Consider the following 12279-nt stretch of genomic DNA (forward strand, 5'->3'; position numbering starts at 1 on the left):
CCAAACTGGGACTCGAGTCGACACTCACGCGGAGGCCTTGTCATCCTTCAGGCTAGCCGGCGGCCAATTCTCCAACCGCATGCCGAGGGACAAGCCGCGCGCCGCCAAAACATCCTTGATTTCATTCAAAGACTTTTTACCGAGGTTCGGGGTCTTCAACAGCTCAACTTCAGTACGCTGAATCAGATCACCGATATAGTAAATATTCTCGGCTTTTAGGCAGTTCGCGCTGCGAACGGTCAACTCAAGATCGTCTACGGGGCGCAATAGGATTGGATCAACGTGATCCTCTTCCTCTTCGACTTCCTGCTCTTTATCAGCTTCGAGGTCGACGAAGGCGGCCAGCTGCTCTTGCAGAATGGTCGCACTGCGACGGATAGCCTCTTCCGGATCCAGGGTACCGTCGGTTTCCAGATCGATAATCAGCTTATCGAGGTCGGTGCGCTGCTCAACACGAGCGGCTTCAACCGAATAGGAAACGCGGCGAACAGGGCTGAAGGTGGCATCCAGCTGCAGGCGGCCAATAGCACGGGTCTCTTCATCAGAGCCACGGGCGTCAGCCGGTTCGTAACCACGACCCAGCGCTACCTTTAGCTGAATTTTCAGCTCGGCACCTTCATTAACGTGAGCAATGATATGGTCCGGGTTGACGATTTCGACGCTATGATCAAGCGCAATGTCACCAGCGGTGACGACGGCTGGGCCCTGCTTGTTCAGCGAGAGCACCGCCTCATCGCGGCTGTGCATCTTAATCGCAACATCTTTCAAGTTCAGGAGGATTTCGATGACATCTTCCTGCACCCCTTCGAGTGCACTGTATTCGTGCTCTACACCGGCGATTTCAGCCTCGACCACGGCAGCGCCGGGCATGGATGAAAGCAGAATGCGACGAAGTGCATTCCCCAGGGTGTGACCAAAGCCGCGCTCGAACGGTTCGAGAACGATTTTGGCATGATGTGCGCTGATCTCTTCGACCTTGATGTCGCGGGGGCGAAGAAACTCTGTCACTGAACGCTGCATATGAACACCTTTCAGGCTGCCAAACGGATACTGAGTACTCTAAAGCACGATACTCAAGAGCATCTGGGCGGTTAGCTTTGCTACCCCGCCCAGGCCTCAAGAAGCAGAAACGTAAATCAAACTGCTTACTTGGAGTACAGCTCGACGATCAGGTTTTCGTTGATGTCGGCAGTCAGGTCACCGCGTTCAGGCAGAGCCTTGAAAGTGCCTTCCATCTTCTTGGCGTCGATTTCGATCCAAGCGATGTCGCCACGGTTGGCCGCAATGGTCAACGCGTTTTGAATACGAGCTTGGTTCTTCGCCTTTTCGCGAACAGCAACAACGTCACCCGGCTTCACTTGATAGGAAGCAACGTTAACGGTGCGGCCATTCACGGCAATCGCCTTGTGGCTGACCAGCTGACGCGCTTCGGAGCGCGTCGAGCCGAAGCCCATACGGTAGACGACGTTATCCAGTCGGGATTCAAGCAACTGCAACAATACTTCACCCGTCGCACCTTTCAGGCGAGCGGCTTCTTTGTAGTAGTTGCGGAACTGCTTTTCGAGTACGCCATACATACGGCGTACTTTCTGCTTCTCACGAAGCTGCAAGCCGTAGTCGGAAAGACGCTGACGACGCTGGCCGTGTACACCCGGAATCTGCTCGGATTTACACTTTTTCTCGAAGGGAGTCACACCACTCTTCAGGAAGAGGTCGGTGCCCTCACGACGAGACAGTTTGCACTTCGGTCCAATATAACGAGCCATGAATCTGTCTCCTTAAACGCGGCGTTTCTTAGGCGGACGGCAACCATTATGGGGAATGGGCGTCGCGTCTGTGATGCTTTGCACGCGGAAGCCGGCGGCATTCAGTGCGCGCACGGCGGATTCACGGCCGGGACCGGGGCCTTTGACCAGCACGTCTACGTTTTTCACACCATACTCGGCTGCAGCAGTTGCTGCACGTTCACTTGCCACTTGAGCAGCGAACGGGGTGCTCTTGCGAGAACCACGAAAACCCGAACCACCGGCAGTAGCCCAAGAAAGAGCATTGCCCTGGCGGTCTGTGATCGTCACGATCGTGTTGTTAAAAGAGGCATGGATATGCGCTACGGCGTCCACTACCTGCTTTTTAACCTTTTTACGGTTACTACGCGGGTTAGCCATGTTGATGTCTATTCCTGTCTTTACGCCAGAACGTGCGTGTTATTTGCGGATCGGCTTACGCGGACCTTTACGGGTACGCGCGTTAGTCTTGGTCCGCTGACCACGCAGCGGAAGACTACGACGATGACGCAGACCACGGTAGCAGCCTAAGTCCATGAGACGCTTAATGTTAAGCGTGACATCACGGCGAAGGTCGCCTTCTACGGTGTACTTACCAACTTCAGAACGCAGGGTATCCAGCTCATCGCTAGACAGGTCCTGGATCTTGGCAGTCGGCGCGATACCGGCAGCAGCACAGATGTGCTGTGCACGAGTACGGCCAATCCCGAAGATATAGGTCAGCGAGATCGCCGCATGCTTGTTGTCCGGGATATTGACGCCTGCAATACGGGCCATCAGCTTACTCCGAAATTTGAGCGGCTTGCTCGTTTAATCATCTACAAAAGGCGCAACAGCATACCCCTTTATAAGCCCTAAGGCAAGGGGTATGCCGGCACCCGCTTAAAACAACCCAGGATTATCCCTGGCGCTGCTTGTGCCGCGGTTCGCTGCAAATGACGCGAACAGCGCCATTGCGACGAATGATCTTACAGTTACGGCACATCTTCTTTACGGAAGCTCGAACTTTCATCGTTCTTTCTCCAAAAACGGCTCGCGGCGCGCCAATTTAATGGACGGCGCCTTAGCGCATGATGCCGCCGCTACCGTAGCCTTTCAGGTTGGACTTCTTCATCACCGAGTCATATTGATGCGACATGAGATGCGACTGCACCTGGGCCATGAAGTCCATGATGACCACTACCACAATCAGTAACGACGTACCGCCAAAGAAGAACGGAACGTTCCACGCTACGATCAGGAACTGGGGCATCAGGGAAACCGCAGTGATATACAAGGCACCGAACAGAGTGAGACGAGTCATCACTTTGTCGATATAGCGAGCGGTCTGCTCGCCGGGGCGAATGCCCGGCAGGAAAGCGCCTGACTTTTTAAGATTGTCAGCCACGTCCTTGGGGTTGAAGACCAGCGCTGTGTAAAAGAAGCAGAAGAATACCACTGCCGCCGCGAAAAGCAAGATGTAAAGCGGTTGGCCAGGGCCTAACGCTTGCGATGCACGCTGCAACCACTCCATTCCTTCGCCAGCACCTACCCACTGACCAATAGAGGCCGGGAAAAGTAAAATGCTGGAGGCGAAGATAGCAGGGATGACACCTGCCATATTCACTTTCAAAGGCAGATAGCTGCTTTGGCCTGCATACATCTTATTGCCAACCTGACGCCGTGGGTAGTTCACCTTGAGGCGGCGTTGGCCACGCTCGATGAAAACCACGAACGCCACGGTGGCAATACCTAGCACCGACAGCGCTAACAGCGGAAGAACATTCCAGGCCCCTTCGTTACGGGCAAGCTCAAATGCTTGCCCTACGGCACTGGGCAGCCCAGCGACGATCCCGGCGAAGATCAGCAGCGAAATACCGTTGCCGATGCCCTTCTCGGTGATCTGCTCACCTAGCCACATCATAAACACCGCGCCCGACACAAAGGTGATGATAGCGGTGAAATAGAAGCTGAAGTCAGCGCTGTAAGCGATGCCTTGGCTAGCCAGTCCCACGGACATACCGGTGGCCTGGACAAACGCCAGTAATACCGTGCCGTAGCGGGTGTACTGGCTGATCTTGCGGCGGCCAGCCTCACCCTCTTTCTTGAGCTGTTCAAGATGAGGGGAGACCGCAGTCATGAGCTGCATGATAATCGACGCCGAAATATAGGGCATGATACCCAGGGCGAGGACACTCATGCGCTCCAGGGCGCCACCCGAGAACATGTTAAACATGCCCAGGATGGTGCCCTGTTGCTCCCTGAACAAGGCAGCAAGCTGGTCAGGATTGATACCGGGAACGGGAATGTGGGCACCAATACGGTACACCACGATGGCGAGGAGCACGAAGCGCAGACGCGCCCACAGTTCACTCAGACCGCTGCCCATCGCCGGCATATTTCCTGACTTGGCCATTTAGTCCTCTACCTTGCCGCCGGCGGCTTCGATCGCTTCACGGGCACCTTTGGTGACCTTGATACCACGAACGATAACCGCCTTGTTCAGTTCGCCAGAAAGGATGATCTTCGCATGTAGCGTTGCATCCTTCAGCACGTTGGCTTGCTTTAGGGTTTCCATAGTGACTTCGTCACCGGCAACCTTGGCAAGTTCGGCCAGACGTACTTCTTCAGATACCAGCGACTTGGCAGACGTAAAGCCGAACTTCGGCAAACGACGCTGTAGCGGCATCTGACCGCCTTCGAAACCAGGCTTGACGCTACCGCCGCTGCGAGATTTCTGACCTTTGTGACCGCGGCCACCGGTCTTGCCCAGACCGGAGCCGATACCACGACCAACGCGCTTTTCAGCGTGCTTGGAGCCCGGTGCCGGGCTCAGGGTATTGAGTTTCATGGATTACTCTCCCTCAACGCGCACAAGGTAGTTAACCTTGTGGATCATGCCGCGTACGGCAGGGGTGTCTTCCAGCTCAACCGTGTGACCGATGCGACGCAGACCCAGGCCCTTGATAGTAGCCTTGTGCTTGGGCAAAACGCCGATGGTGCTGCGGATCTGGGTAACCTTGATCGTTGCTGCCATGGTGCCTTACCCCGTGATCGCTTCGACAGACAGACCGCGCTTGGCGGCCACGTCTTCCGGTGCTTGCATGGAGGAGAGACCTTTGACAGTCGCCCGAACCACGTTAACCGGGTTGGTGGAACCGTAGCACTTGGCCAGTACATCGTGGACACCAGCCAACTCCAATACGGAGCGCATAGCACCACCAGCGATGATACCGGTACCTTCAGAAGCCGGCTGCATGTAGACCTTGGAAGCACCGTGACGTGCTTTCACCGGGTACTGCAGCGTGTGGCCTGCAAGGTTAACCTTGACCATGTTGCGACGAGCCTGGTCCATCGCCTTTTGAATCGCCACCGGCACTTCACGCGCCTTGCCACGACCGAAACCGACACGACCTTTACCATCACCAACGACGGTCAGTGCGGTGAAGCCGAAAATACGACCACCTTTGACCACCTTGGCGACGCGGTTGACCTGCACTAACTTCTCCTGCAGATCACCGCTTTGCTGTTCGTTCTTCGCCATCGTAAAACCCTTTAGAATTCCAGGCCGCCTTCACGAGCGGCGTCGGCCAGAGCCTTGACGCGACCGTGATACTTAAAGCCAGCACGGTCGAAGGCCACCTGGGTGATGCCTGCTTCTTTAGCGCGTTCGGCAATCAGTGCACCTACTTTAGAGGCAGCCTCTGAGTTGCCGGTCGCACCCTCGCGCAGTGCTTTGTCCAGCGTAGAAGCGCTGGCCAACACTTTGCCACCATCCGGCGAGATAATCTGCGCATAGATGTGACGCGGGGTACGGTTGACGCACAGGCGATACACGCCCAGCTCGCGGATCTTGGCGCGAGCGCGGCGGGCACGACGGAGACGAGATTCTTTCTTCGCGTTCATAACCCTGCCTTACTTCTTCTTGGCTTCTTTGCGACGCACCTGCTCGTCGGCGTACCGGACACCCTTGCCTTTGTATGGCTCAGGCGGACGGAAGGCGCGGATTTCCGCGGCGCACTGGCCGAGCATCTGCTTGTCCGCGCTCTTCAGCACGATCACGGTGTTCTTCGGCGTTTCCGCTGAGACACCCTTAGGCAGTTCATAGTCGACCGGGTGCGAGAAGCCCAGTGAAAGATTGAGCGTCTGGCCCTTAGCTTGGGCACGATAACCGACGCCAACAATTTCGAGAGTTTTTGTGAAACCCTCGGATACGCCCGTTACCAGGTTCTGAACCAAGGCGCGGGTAGTACCGGCCATTGCCCAGCTCTTGGCAGACTCACTCGGGGCGAAGGTCAGCTGGCCATCTTCTTGACCAATCACCACGTCCTGGTGAATGGGCATAGACAGCGTGCCCTGGCCGCCTTTGGCGGTCAGCTGGCCAGCGTCGATTTTAATCTCGACACCAGCGGGCACTTTAACCGGATATTTCGCTACGCGGGACATTCCAGCCTCCTAGAATACGGTGCAGATGACTTCGCCACCGACGCCTGCTTGGCGCGCGGCACGATCGGTCATGACACCATTAGAGGTGGTGACAATCGCGATACCCAGACCATCGGCGACCTTAGGCAGGTTGTCCTTGCCCTTATACTGGCGCAAAGACGGCTTGGAAACCCGCTGAATGTGCTCTATAACCGGCTTACCCTCAAAGTACTTGAGAGTAACGGTCAGCTCGGGTTTAACGCCTTCAGCCACCGCAAAGTCGGTAATGTAGCCTTCTTCCTTTAGCACTCGGGCCACTTCAACTTTCAGCTTGGAGGACGGCATGGTAGCCGTCTCCTTGGTGGCCATCTGCGCATTGCGGATACGGGTGAACATATCCGCCAGAGTGTCTTGCATGCTCATTTAATGTGCGCTCCTGATGATTCTACGTGGCGTTACCAGCTGGACTTTTTCAGACCAGGGACGTCGCCACGCATGGCGGCTTCACGCAGCTTGTTACGACCGAGGCCGAACTTGTTGTAGAAACCGTGCGGACGGCCAGTCACGCGGCAGCGGTTACGCTGACGCACCGGGCTTGAGTCGCGCGGCAGTTGCTGCAGCTTCAGCGTCGCCTCGAAACGATCTTCTTCAGAAGCGTTCACGTCCGAGATGATTTTTTTGAGCTCTGCGCGCTTAGCCGCATACTTCTCGACTAGCTGAGTACGCTTGAGCTCACGCTCTATCATACTTTTCTTAGCCATGATCCAACCCTTATTTCTTGAACGGGAAGTTCAGTGCGCTCAACAGCGCACGACCTTCCTCGTCGGTGTTGGCGGTAGTAGTGATAGTGACGTCCAGCCCCCGAACGCGATCGATTTTATCATACTCGATCTCCGGGAAGATGATCTGCTCACGCACACCCATGGAGTAATTGCCGCGACCGTCGAAGGACTTCGGGTTGAGACCACGGAAGTCACGCACGCGGGGAATCGCGATGTTTACCAGGCGGTCCAGGAAGTCCCACATACGCTCAGAGCGCAGAGTCACTTTGATACCGATCGGCCAACCTTCGCGCACCTTGAAGCCCGCGATGGACTTGCGTGCCTTGGTCACCAGCGGCTTTTGCCCGGAGAGTTTCTCCAGATCGCCGATGGCATTGTCGATCAGTTTTTTATCGCTGACCGCTTCGCCGATACCCATGTTCAGAGTCACTTTCGTGATCCGGGGCACCTGCATTACGTTGGCGTAGCTGAACTGCTCTTTGAGTTGAGCTACCACCTCGTTTTGATAACGTTCTTTCAAGTTCGCCATTTTGCTACCCGACTCGCGTTAGGCGTCGATCTGCGTCTGCGTCGACTTGTAGATACGTACCTTGGTACCGTCTTCCTTAACTTGGAAGCCGACGCGATCCGCCTTACCGGTCTCCGAATTGAAGATGGCTACGTTGGACGCGTGAATCGGAGCCTCACGCTCGACGATACCGCCCTGATTTCCCGCCATGGGATTGGGCTTGGTGTGACGTTTAATCATGTTCACACCGGACACCACGAAACGGTTTTCTAATACCCGCTTAACGGTGCCGCGCTTGCCCTTATCCTTCCCGGCGATGACGATGACTTCATCGTCACGTTTGATCTTTTGCATATCCGCCTCGCTCCTTACAGCACTTCAGGCGCTAGGGAAATGATCTTCATGAACTTCTCATTACGAAGTTCACGAGTTACCGGCCCGAAGATACGCGTGCCGATCGGCTGTTCGTTGGTGTTATTCAACAAAACCGCCGCATTTCCATCGAAACGGATCAGCGAACCGTCACTACGACGGACGCCACTACGGGTGCGAACCACTACCGCTTTCAGCACTTGGCCTTTTTTGACCTTGCCGCGCGGAATAGCTTCTTTCACCGTTACTTTGATGACGTCACCAACGCGAGCGTAACGACGGTGTGAACCGCCTAACACCTTGATGCATTGCACCCGGCGCGCTCCGCTGTTGTCGGCGACATCCAGCATTGTCTGAGTCTGAATCATCGGTTTTCTCCAAACCTAATCTGACTGCACTGGTTGGACAGACGCAGGGGTTAACCTTTGGCCTGCTCTACCACCTCGACCAGCGTCCAGGCTTTCTTCTTGGAAAGCGGACGGCACTCCTGAATGGAAACCGTATCGCCTGCCTTCGCCTGGTTCGCCTCATCATGGGCGTGCAGCTTGGTGGAGCGCTTAACGTATTTTCCGTAGATCGGGTGACGCTCACGGCGCTCGATCATGACGACGATGGACTTGTCCATCTTGTCGCTCACCACCTTACCGGTGAGCGTACGTGCTTTTTTCTCTTCGGCCATCTCAATCACCTGCCTTCTCGTTGAGCACAGTCTTCACGCGGGCGATATCCCGACGGACCTGCTTGAGCAGATGAGTCTGGCTCAGTTGGCCTGTGGCCTTCTGCATGCGCAGGTTAAACTGCTCGCGGAGGAGCTCGAGGAGCTGCTCTTGGAGCTCTCCTACGGACTTTTCACGAATTTCCTGGGCTTTCATCACATCACCGTCCGTTTCGCAAAGGTGGTGGACAGGGGCATCTTTTGTGCGGCCAGTTCAAATGCTTCACGGGCCAGCTCTTCGGACACACCTTCAATTTCGTACAGGACCCGACCCGGCTGGATCTGGGCTACCCAGTACTCAACTGAACCTTTACCCTTACCCATACGAACTTCGAGCGGCTTCTTGGAGATCGGCTTGTCAGGGAAAACGCGGATCCAGATTTTACCGCCACGTTTAACGTGACGTGTGATCGCACGACGGCCAGCTTCGATCTGACGCGCAGTGATGCGGCCACGACCGGTAGCTTTCAGACCGTACTCCCCGAAGCTGATCTTGCTTCCGCGATGCGCCAGACCACGGTTGCGGCCTTTCATCATCTTGCGGAATTTCATACGCTTGGGCTGTAACATCGACTCGCTCTCCCCTTACCTGGAACCTTTCTTCTTGGGCGCGTTGCCGGCAGGCTGTTGCTTAGCCTTGGCACGTACTTCCTCGATACCACCGAGGATTTCGCCCTTGAAGATCCACACTTTGACGCCGATGACGCCGTAGGTGGTGTGAGCTTCGTAAGTGGCGTAGTCGATGTCCGCACGCAACGTGTGCAGCGGAACGCGACCTTCGCGATACCATTCGGTACGGGCGATTTCGGCACCACCAAGACGACCTGACAGCTGAATCTTGATGCCGCCAGCGCCAAGACGCATTGCGTTTTGTACCGCGCGCTTCATGGCACGACGGAACATCACGCGACGCTCAAGCTGACCCGCCACGTTGGCAGCGACCAGCTTGGCATCCAGCTCCGGCTTGCGAACTTCTTCGATGTTCACATGAACCGGAACACCCATCATCTCGGTCAGATCACGACGCAGACGGTCGACATCTTCACCTTTCTTACCAATCACGATACCCGGACGGGCAGTGTGAATGGTGATGCGGGCATTGTTAGCCGGACGCTCGATGTGAATGCGGCTCACGGAGGCGTTTTTCAGACGCTCTTCCAGGAAGCTGCGCACTTCGAGATCGTTGTTGAGCTTATCGGCATAGGCGCCGCGCTCGGCATACCAGACAGAAGCATGGTCTTTGACGATGCCCAGTCGAATGCCTGTTGGATTGACTTTCTGACCCATCTGGTCGACTCCTACTTCTCGGCTACCTTGACGGTGATGTGGCAGGTGCGCTTCAAGATACGATCCGCACGCCCTTTGGCACGCGGCTTGATACGCTTGAGCGTCATGCCCTCATCGACGCAGATGGTCGAGACACGCAGCTCGTCGATATCCATGCCGTTATTTTCTTCCGCGTTTGCAATGGCGGACTGCAGCACTTTCTTAACCAGCTTGGCAGCCTTCTTCGGTGAGAAGGTCAGCAGGTCGAGTGCTTCGGCGACCGGTTTACCGCGCACCTGGTCAGCCACCAAACGGGCCTTCTGGGCGGATAAACGAGCGCCACGCAGCTTAGCTGTGACTTCCATCTCTCAATCCTCTCTGGCTTACCGTTTGGCTTTCTTGTCCGCCGCATGCCCGCGATAAGTGCGAGTGGCAGCGAATTCGCCCAGCTTGTGACCAACCATTTCCTCGGAGACATGCACCGGGACGTGTTGGCGACCGTTATGGACAGCGATTGTGAGGCCTACCATATTTGGCAGGATCATCGAACGACGCGACCAGGTCTTGATCGGTTTACGGTCGTTCTTCTCCACTGCAGCCTCTACCTTCTTCAAAAGATGAAGGTCAATGAAGGGACCTTTCTTTAGTGAACGTGGCACAGCCGTTACCTCTTAATGTCTTGGCAATTTAGATCAACGCGTCTTATTACGACGACGAATGATCAGCTTGTCGGTGCGCTTGTTCTTACGCGTCTTATGACCCTTAGTCGGCACACCCCATGGGGATACCGGGTGACGACCACCACTGGTGCGGCCTTCGCCACCACCGTGTGGGTGATCGACTGGGTTCATCGCGACACCGCGAACAGTCGGACGCACGCCTCTCCAGCGCTTCGCACCGGCCTTGCCAAGTTGACGCAGGCTGTGCTCAGAGTTGCTCACTTCACCCAAGGTCGCGCGGCACTCGGCCAACACTTTACGCATTTCGCCGGAGCGGAGACGTAGTGTGGCATAGTTACCTTCACGAGCGACCAGCTGGGCGCTAGTACCGGCACTGCGAGCAATCTGCGCGCCTTTGCCCGGCTTCAGTTCGATACCGTGAACGGTAGAACCGAGCGGAATGTTGCGCAGCGGCAAGGCATTGCCTTTCTTGATGGGAGCGTTAACACCAGATTCCAGCACGTCACCCGCGCTGACACCTTTCGGTGCAATGATGTAACGACGCTCGCCATCAGCGTATTTCAGCAGTGCAATGTGTGCACTACGGTTCGGGTCGTGCTCCAGACGCTCAACAGTGGCAGGAATGCCATCTTTAGTGCGTTTGAAGTCGATCAACCGATAGTGATGACGGTGCCCACCGCCCACGTGGCGGGTGGTGATGCGGCCATAGTTGTTACGGCCACCGGACTTGGACTGCTTTTCCAAAAGCGGTGCATAGGCACGACCTTTGTACAGTTCCTCACCAACGATCTTGACGACGTGGCGACGACCGGCGGATGTGGGTTTGGTCTTGACGATTGCCATTATCCGTACTCCTGCCCTTATTCGGCGCCAGAGAAGTCTTCGAGCGTTTCACCCGCAGCCAGGGTCACATACGCTTTGCGGTAACCCTTACGCAGGCCAACGCCGTGAGCAGTACGCTTAGTTTTACCCTTCACGTTCAGCACCTGAACGCTGCCGACCTTCTTGCCGAATAGAGCTTCAACGGCTTTCTTGATCTCGGGCTTGGTAGCATCGCTTGCCACCTTGAAAACGTACTGGTTGCGCTCGGCTGCCATCGCGGCCTTTTCGGTCACGTGCGGTCCAAGCAGAACCTTGAATACGCGTTCCTGGTTCATGCCAGCTTCTCCTCGAATTTACGCAGGGCGGAGACGGTGACCAGGACCTTATCAAAGGCAACCAGGCTCACCGGATCAGCTGCAGCGACATCCACCACGTCAACGTGGGGAAGGTTGCGTGCGGCCAGATAGAGCTTTTCGTCAACTTCTTCAGTGACGATCAACACTTTCTCAAGGTTGAGCTCTTTCAGCTTGGCAGCTACCTGCTTGGTCTTCGGCGCTTCAACGCTGAACTCTTCAACAGCGACCAGGCGCTCTTGACGTACCAGCTCAGACAGGATGGAACGCATCGCCGCACGGTACATTTTGCGGTTAACTTTCTGGGTGTAGTCCTGGGGACGCGCCGCGAAAGTTACGCCGCCGCTGCGCCATAGCGGAGAGCGGATAGTACCGGCACGTGCACGACCGGTACCCTTCTGACGCCAGGGCTTCTTACCACCACCACGTACATCAGAACGGTTCTTTTGAGCGCGAGTACCCTGACGGCCACCAGCCAGATAGGCAGTGACAACCTGGTGAACCAGCGCTTCGTTGAATTCTTTGCCAAAAGTGGCGTCGGCTACTTCAACGGTACCCGTGCCTGCAGCAAGATTCAGATTCATTGGTAATTA

The 12279-nt window shown here is 55.9% G+C and carries 25 protein-coding genes; all 25 read right to left on the minus strand.

The window, feature by feature from the left end:
- Positions 1-24: 24 nt before the first annotated feature.
- Positions 25-1020: a DNA-directed RNA polymerase subunit alpha gene (locus HP566_RS19320; RefSeq protein WP_009099031.1), complete on the minus strand. Its 996-nt coding sequence runs from the start codon at positions 1018-1020 to the stop codon at positions 25-27.
- A gap of 125 nt (positions 1021-1145) precedes the next feature.
- Complete coding sequence (gene rpsD / locus HP566_RS19325) at positions 1146-1766, minus strand: 30S ribosomal protein S4 (RefSeq protein WP_249978945.1); 621 nt, start codon at positions 1764-1766, stop codon at positions 1146-1148.
- A 12-nt stretch (positions 1767-1778) separates the two neighbouring features.
- Positions 1779-2165 (minus strand): 30S ribosomal protein S11, encoded by a 387-nt coding sequence (gene rpsK, locus HP566_RS19330; RefSeq protein WP_009723883.1) that lies wholly within the window; start codon positions 2163-2165, stop codon positions 1779-1781.
- Between the two features lie 39 nt (positions 2166-2204).
- The gene (gene rpsM / locus HP566_RS19335; protein ID WP_249978946.1) at positions 2205-2561 is read right to left on the minus strand and encodes a 30S ribosomal protein S13; all 357 of its coding nucleotides are present in this window, start codon (positions 2559-2561) and stop codon (positions 2205-2207) included.
- A 121-nt stretch (positions 2562-2682) separates the two neighbouring features.
- The gene (gene rpmJ, locus HP566_RS19340; RefSeq protein ID WP_008959154.1) at positions 2683-2796 is read right to left on the minus strand and encodes a 50S ribosomal protein L36; all 114 of its coding nucleotides are present in this window, start codon (positions 2794-2796) and stop codon (positions 2683-2685) included.
- Between the two features lie 51 nt (positions 2797-2847).
- Positions 2848-4179 (minus strand): preprotein translocase subunit SecY, encoded by a 1332-nt coding sequence (secY, locus tag HP566_RS19345; protein WP_016915787.1) that lies wholly within the window; start codon positions 4177-4179, stop codon positions 2848-2850.
- Entirely contained in the window at positions 4180-4614 is a 435-nt protein-coding gene (rplO, locus tag HP566_RS19350) for a 50S ribosomal protein L15 (RefSeq protein ID WP_249978947.1), read from the minus strand.
- Positions 4615-4617: 3 nt separating this feature from the next.
- A complete protein-coding gene (gene rpmD, locus HP566_RS19355) occupies positions 4618-4800 on the minus strand; it encodes a 50S ribosomal protein L30 (protein ID WP_249978948.1) in 183 nt (60 codons plus the stop codon).
- A 6-nt stretch (positions 4801-4806) separates the two neighbouring features.
- Positions 4807-5307: a 30S ribosomal protein S5 gene (gene rpsE, locus HP566_RS19360; RefSeq protein ID WP_007111990.1), complete on the minus strand. Its 501-nt coding sequence runs from the start codon at positions 5305-5307 to the stop codon at positions 4807-4809.
- An 11-nt stretch (positions 5308-5318) separates the two neighbouring features.
- Positions 5319-5669, minus strand: a complete 351-nt coding sequence (gene rplR, locus HP566_RS19365; protein WP_018917724.1) for a 50S ribosomal protein L18 — start codon at positions 5667-5669, stop codon at positions 5319-5321.
- A 9-nt stretch (positions 5670-5678) separates the two neighbouring features.
- Entirely contained in the window at positions 5679-6209 is a 531-nt protein-coding gene (rplF, locus tag HP566_RS19370; protein WP_249978949.1) for a 50S ribosomal protein L6, read from the minus strand.
- Positions 6210-6218: 9 nt separating this feature from the next.
- Positions 6219-6611, minus strand: a complete 393-nt coding sequence (gene rpsH, locus HP566_RS19375) for a 30S ribosomal protein S8 (protein WP_016915783.1) — start codon at positions 6609-6611, stop codon at positions 6219-6221.
- A gap of 32 nt (positions 6612-6643) precedes the next feature.
- Positions 6644-6949, minus strand: a complete 306-nt coding sequence (rpsN, locus tag HP566_RS19380) for a 30S ribosomal protein S14 (RefSeq protein ID WP_009099007.1) — start codon at positions 6947-6949, stop codon at positions 6644-6646.
- 10 nt (positions 6950-6959) lie between these two features.
- Entirely contained in the window at positions 6960-7499 is a 540-nt protein-coding gene (gene rplE, locus HP566_RS19385; RefSeq protein WP_249978950.1) for a 50S ribosomal protein L5, read from the minus strand.
- 18 nt (positions 7500-7517) lie between these two features.
- Positions 7518-7832 carry a 50S ribosomal protein L24 gene (gene rplX, locus HP566_RS19390; protein ID WP_009723895.1) on the minus strand — a complete coding sequence of 105 codons (315 nt, stop codon included), beginning with the start codon at positions 7830-7832 and terminating at the stop codon, positions 7518-7520.
- Between the two features lie 14 nt (positions 7833-7846).
- Entirely contained in the window at positions 7847-8218 is a 372-nt protein-coding gene (rplN, locus tag HP566_RS19395; protein ID WP_009723896.1) for a 50S ribosomal protein L14, read from the minus strand.
- Between the two features lie 50 nt (positions 8219-8268).
- The gene (gene rpsQ, locus HP566_RS19400) at positions 8269-8529 is read right to left on the minus strand and encodes a 30S ribosomal protein S17 (RefSeq protein ID WP_009099001.1); all 261 of its coding nucleotides are present in this window, start codon (positions 8527-8529) and stop codon (positions 8269-8271) included.
- Position 8530: 1 nt separating this feature from the next.
- Positions 8531-8722: a 50S ribosomal protein L29 gene (rpmC, locus tag HP566_RS19405; protein ID WP_016915779.1), complete on the minus strand. Its 192-nt coding sequence runs from the start codon at positions 8720-8722 to the stop codon at positions 8531-8533.
- Positions 8722-9135: a 50S ribosomal protein L16 gene (gene rplP / locus HP566_RS19410; RefSeq protein WP_007112000.1), complete on the minus strand. Its 414-nt coding sequence runs from the start codon at positions 9133-9135 to the stop codon at positions 8722-8724. The genes rpmC and rplP overlap by 1 nt, the downstream gene beginning before the upstream one ends.
- A 15-nt stretch (positions 9136-9150) precedes the next feature.
- Entirely contained in the window at positions 9151-9852 is a 702-nt protein-coding gene (gene rpsC / locus HP566_RS19415; RefSeq protein WP_249978951.1) for a 30S ribosomal protein S3, read from the minus strand.
- Between the two features lie 11 nt (positions 9853-9863).
- Positions 9864-10196 carry a 50S ribosomal protein L22 gene (rplV, locus tag HP566_RS19420; protein ID WP_010626471.1) on the minus strand — a complete coding sequence of 111 codons (333 nt, stop codon included), beginning with the start codon at positions 10194-10196 and terminating at the stop codon, positions 9864-9866.
- A gap of 18 nt (positions 10197-10214) precedes the next feature.
- Entirely contained in the window at positions 10215-10490 is a 276-nt protein-coding gene (gene rpsS, locus HP566_RS19425; protein WP_009098993.1) for a 30S ribosomal protein S19, read from the minus strand.
- A 33-nt stretch (positions 10491-10523) separates the two neighbouring features.
- Positions 10524-11354: a 50S ribosomal protein L2 gene (gene rplB, locus HP566_RS19430; RefSeq protein ID WP_030074210.1), complete on the minus strand. Its 831-nt coding sequence runs from the start codon at positions 11352-11354 to the stop codon at positions 10524-10526.
- 17 nt (positions 11355-11371) lie between these two features.
- Positions 11372-11668 carry a 50S ribosomal protein L23 gene (gene rplW, locus HP566_RS19435; RefSeq protein WP_009723902.1) on the minus strand — a complete coding sequence of 99 codons (297 nt, stop codon included), beginning with the start codon at positions 11666-11668 and terminating at the stop codon, positions 11372-11374.
- Positions 11665-12270, minus strand: a complete 606-nt coding sequence (gene rplD, locus HP566_RS19440; RefSeq protein WP_249978952.1) for a 50S ribosomal protein L4 — start codon at positions 12268-12270, stop codon at positions 11665-11667. The genes rplW and rplD overlap by 4 nt, the downstream gene beginning before the upstream one ends.
- Positions 12271-12279: the final 9 nt, after the last annotated feature.

The organism is Vreelandella olivaria (genome assembly GCF_023507745.1).
Taxonomy (GTDB): domain Bacteria; phylum Pseudomonadota; class Gammaproteobacteria; order Pseudomonadales; family Halomonadaceae; genus Vreelandella; species Vreelandella olivaria_A.

Coding starts and splice junctions, on each gene's coding strand:
- HP566_RS19320 (WP_009099031.1), bottom strand. CDS start 1,020: ATGCAGCGTTCAGTGACAGAGTTTCTTCGCCCCCGCGACATCAAGGTC.
- rpsD (WP_249978945.1), bottom strand. CDS start 1,766: ATGGCTCGTTATATTGGACCGAAGTGCAAACTGTCTCGTCGTGAGGGC.
- rpsK (WP_009723883.1), bottom strand. CDS start 2,165: ATGGCTAACCCGCGTAGTAACCGTAAAAAGGTTAAAAAGCAGGTAGTG.
- rpsM (WP_249978946.1), bottom strand. CDS start 2,561: ATGGCCCGTATTGCAGGCGTCAATATCCCGGACAACAAGCATGCGGCG.
- rpmJ (WP_008959154.1), bottom strand. CDS start 2,796: ATGAAAGTTCGAGCTTCCGTAAAGAAGATGTGCCGTAACTGTAAGATC.
- secY (WP_016915787.1), bottom strand. CDS start 4,179: ATGGCCAAGTCAGGAAATATGCCGGCGATGGGCAGCGGTCTGAGTGAA.
- rplO (WP_249978947.1), bottom strand. CDS start 4,614: ATGAAACTCAATACCCTGAGCCCGGCACCGGGCTCCAAGCACGCTGAA.
- rpmD (WP_249978948.1), bottom strand. CDS start 4,800: ATGGCAGCAACGATCAAGGTTACCCAGATCCGCAGCACCATCGGCGTT.
- rpsE (WP_007111990.1), bottom strand. CDS start 5,307: ATGGCGAAGAACGAACAGCAAAGCGGTGATCTGCAGGAGAAGTTAGTG.
- rplR (WP_018917724.1), bottom strand. CDS start 5,669: ATGAACGCGAAGAAAGAATCTCGTCTCCGTCGTGCCCGCCGCGCTCGC.
- rplF (WP_249978949.1), bottom strand. CDS start 6,209: ATGTCCCGCGTAGCGAAATATCCGGTTAAAGTGCCCGCTGGTGTCGAG.
- rpsH (WP_016915783.1), bottom strand. CDS start 6,611: ATGAGCATGCAAGACACTCTGGCGGATATGTTCACCCGTATCCGCAAT.
- rpsN (WP_009099007.1), bottom strand. CDS start 6,949: ATGGCTAAGAAAAGTATGATAGAGCGTGAGCTCAAGCGTACTCAGCTA.
- rplE (WP_249978950.1), bottom strand. CDS start 7,499: ATGGCGAACTTGAAAGAACGTTATCAAAACGAGGTGGTAGCTCAACTC.
- rplX (WP_009723895.1), bottom strand. CDS start 7,832: ATGCAAAAGATCAAACGTGACGATGAAGTCATCGTCATCGCCGGGAAG.
- rplN (WP_009723896.1), bottom strand. CDS start 8,218: ATGATTCAGACTCAGACAATGCTGGATGTCGCCGACAACAGCGGAGCG.
- rpsQ (WP_009099001.1), bottom strand. CDS start 8,529: ATGGCCGAAGAGAAAAAAGCACGTACGCTCACCGGTAAGGTGGTGAGC.
- rpmC (WP_016915779.1), bottom strand. CDS start 8,722: ATGAAAGCCCAGGAAATTCGTGAAAAGTCCGTAGGAGAGCTCCAAGAG.
- rplP (WP_007112000.1), bottom strand. CDS start 9,135: ATGTTACAGCCCAAGCGTATGAAATTCCGCAAGATGATGAAAGGCCGC.
- rpsC (WP_249978951.1), bottom strand. CDS start 9,852: ATGGGTCAGAAAGTCAATCCAACAGGCATTCGACTGGGCATCGTCAAA.
- rplV (WP_010626471.1), bottom strand. CDS start 10,196: ATGGAAGTCACAGCTAAGCTGCGTGGCGCTCGTTTATCCGCCCAGAAG.
- rplB (WP_030074210.1), bottom strand. CDS start 11,354: ATGGCAATCGTCAAGACCAAACCCACATCCGCCGGTCGTCGCCACGTC.
- rplW (WP_009723902.1), bottom strand. CDS start 11,668: ATGAACCAGGAACGCGTATTCAAGGTTCTGCTTGGACCGCACGTGACC.
- rplD (WP_249978952.1), bottom strand. CDS start 12,270: ATGAATCTGAATCTTGCTGCAGGCACGGGTACCGTTGAAGTAGCCGAC.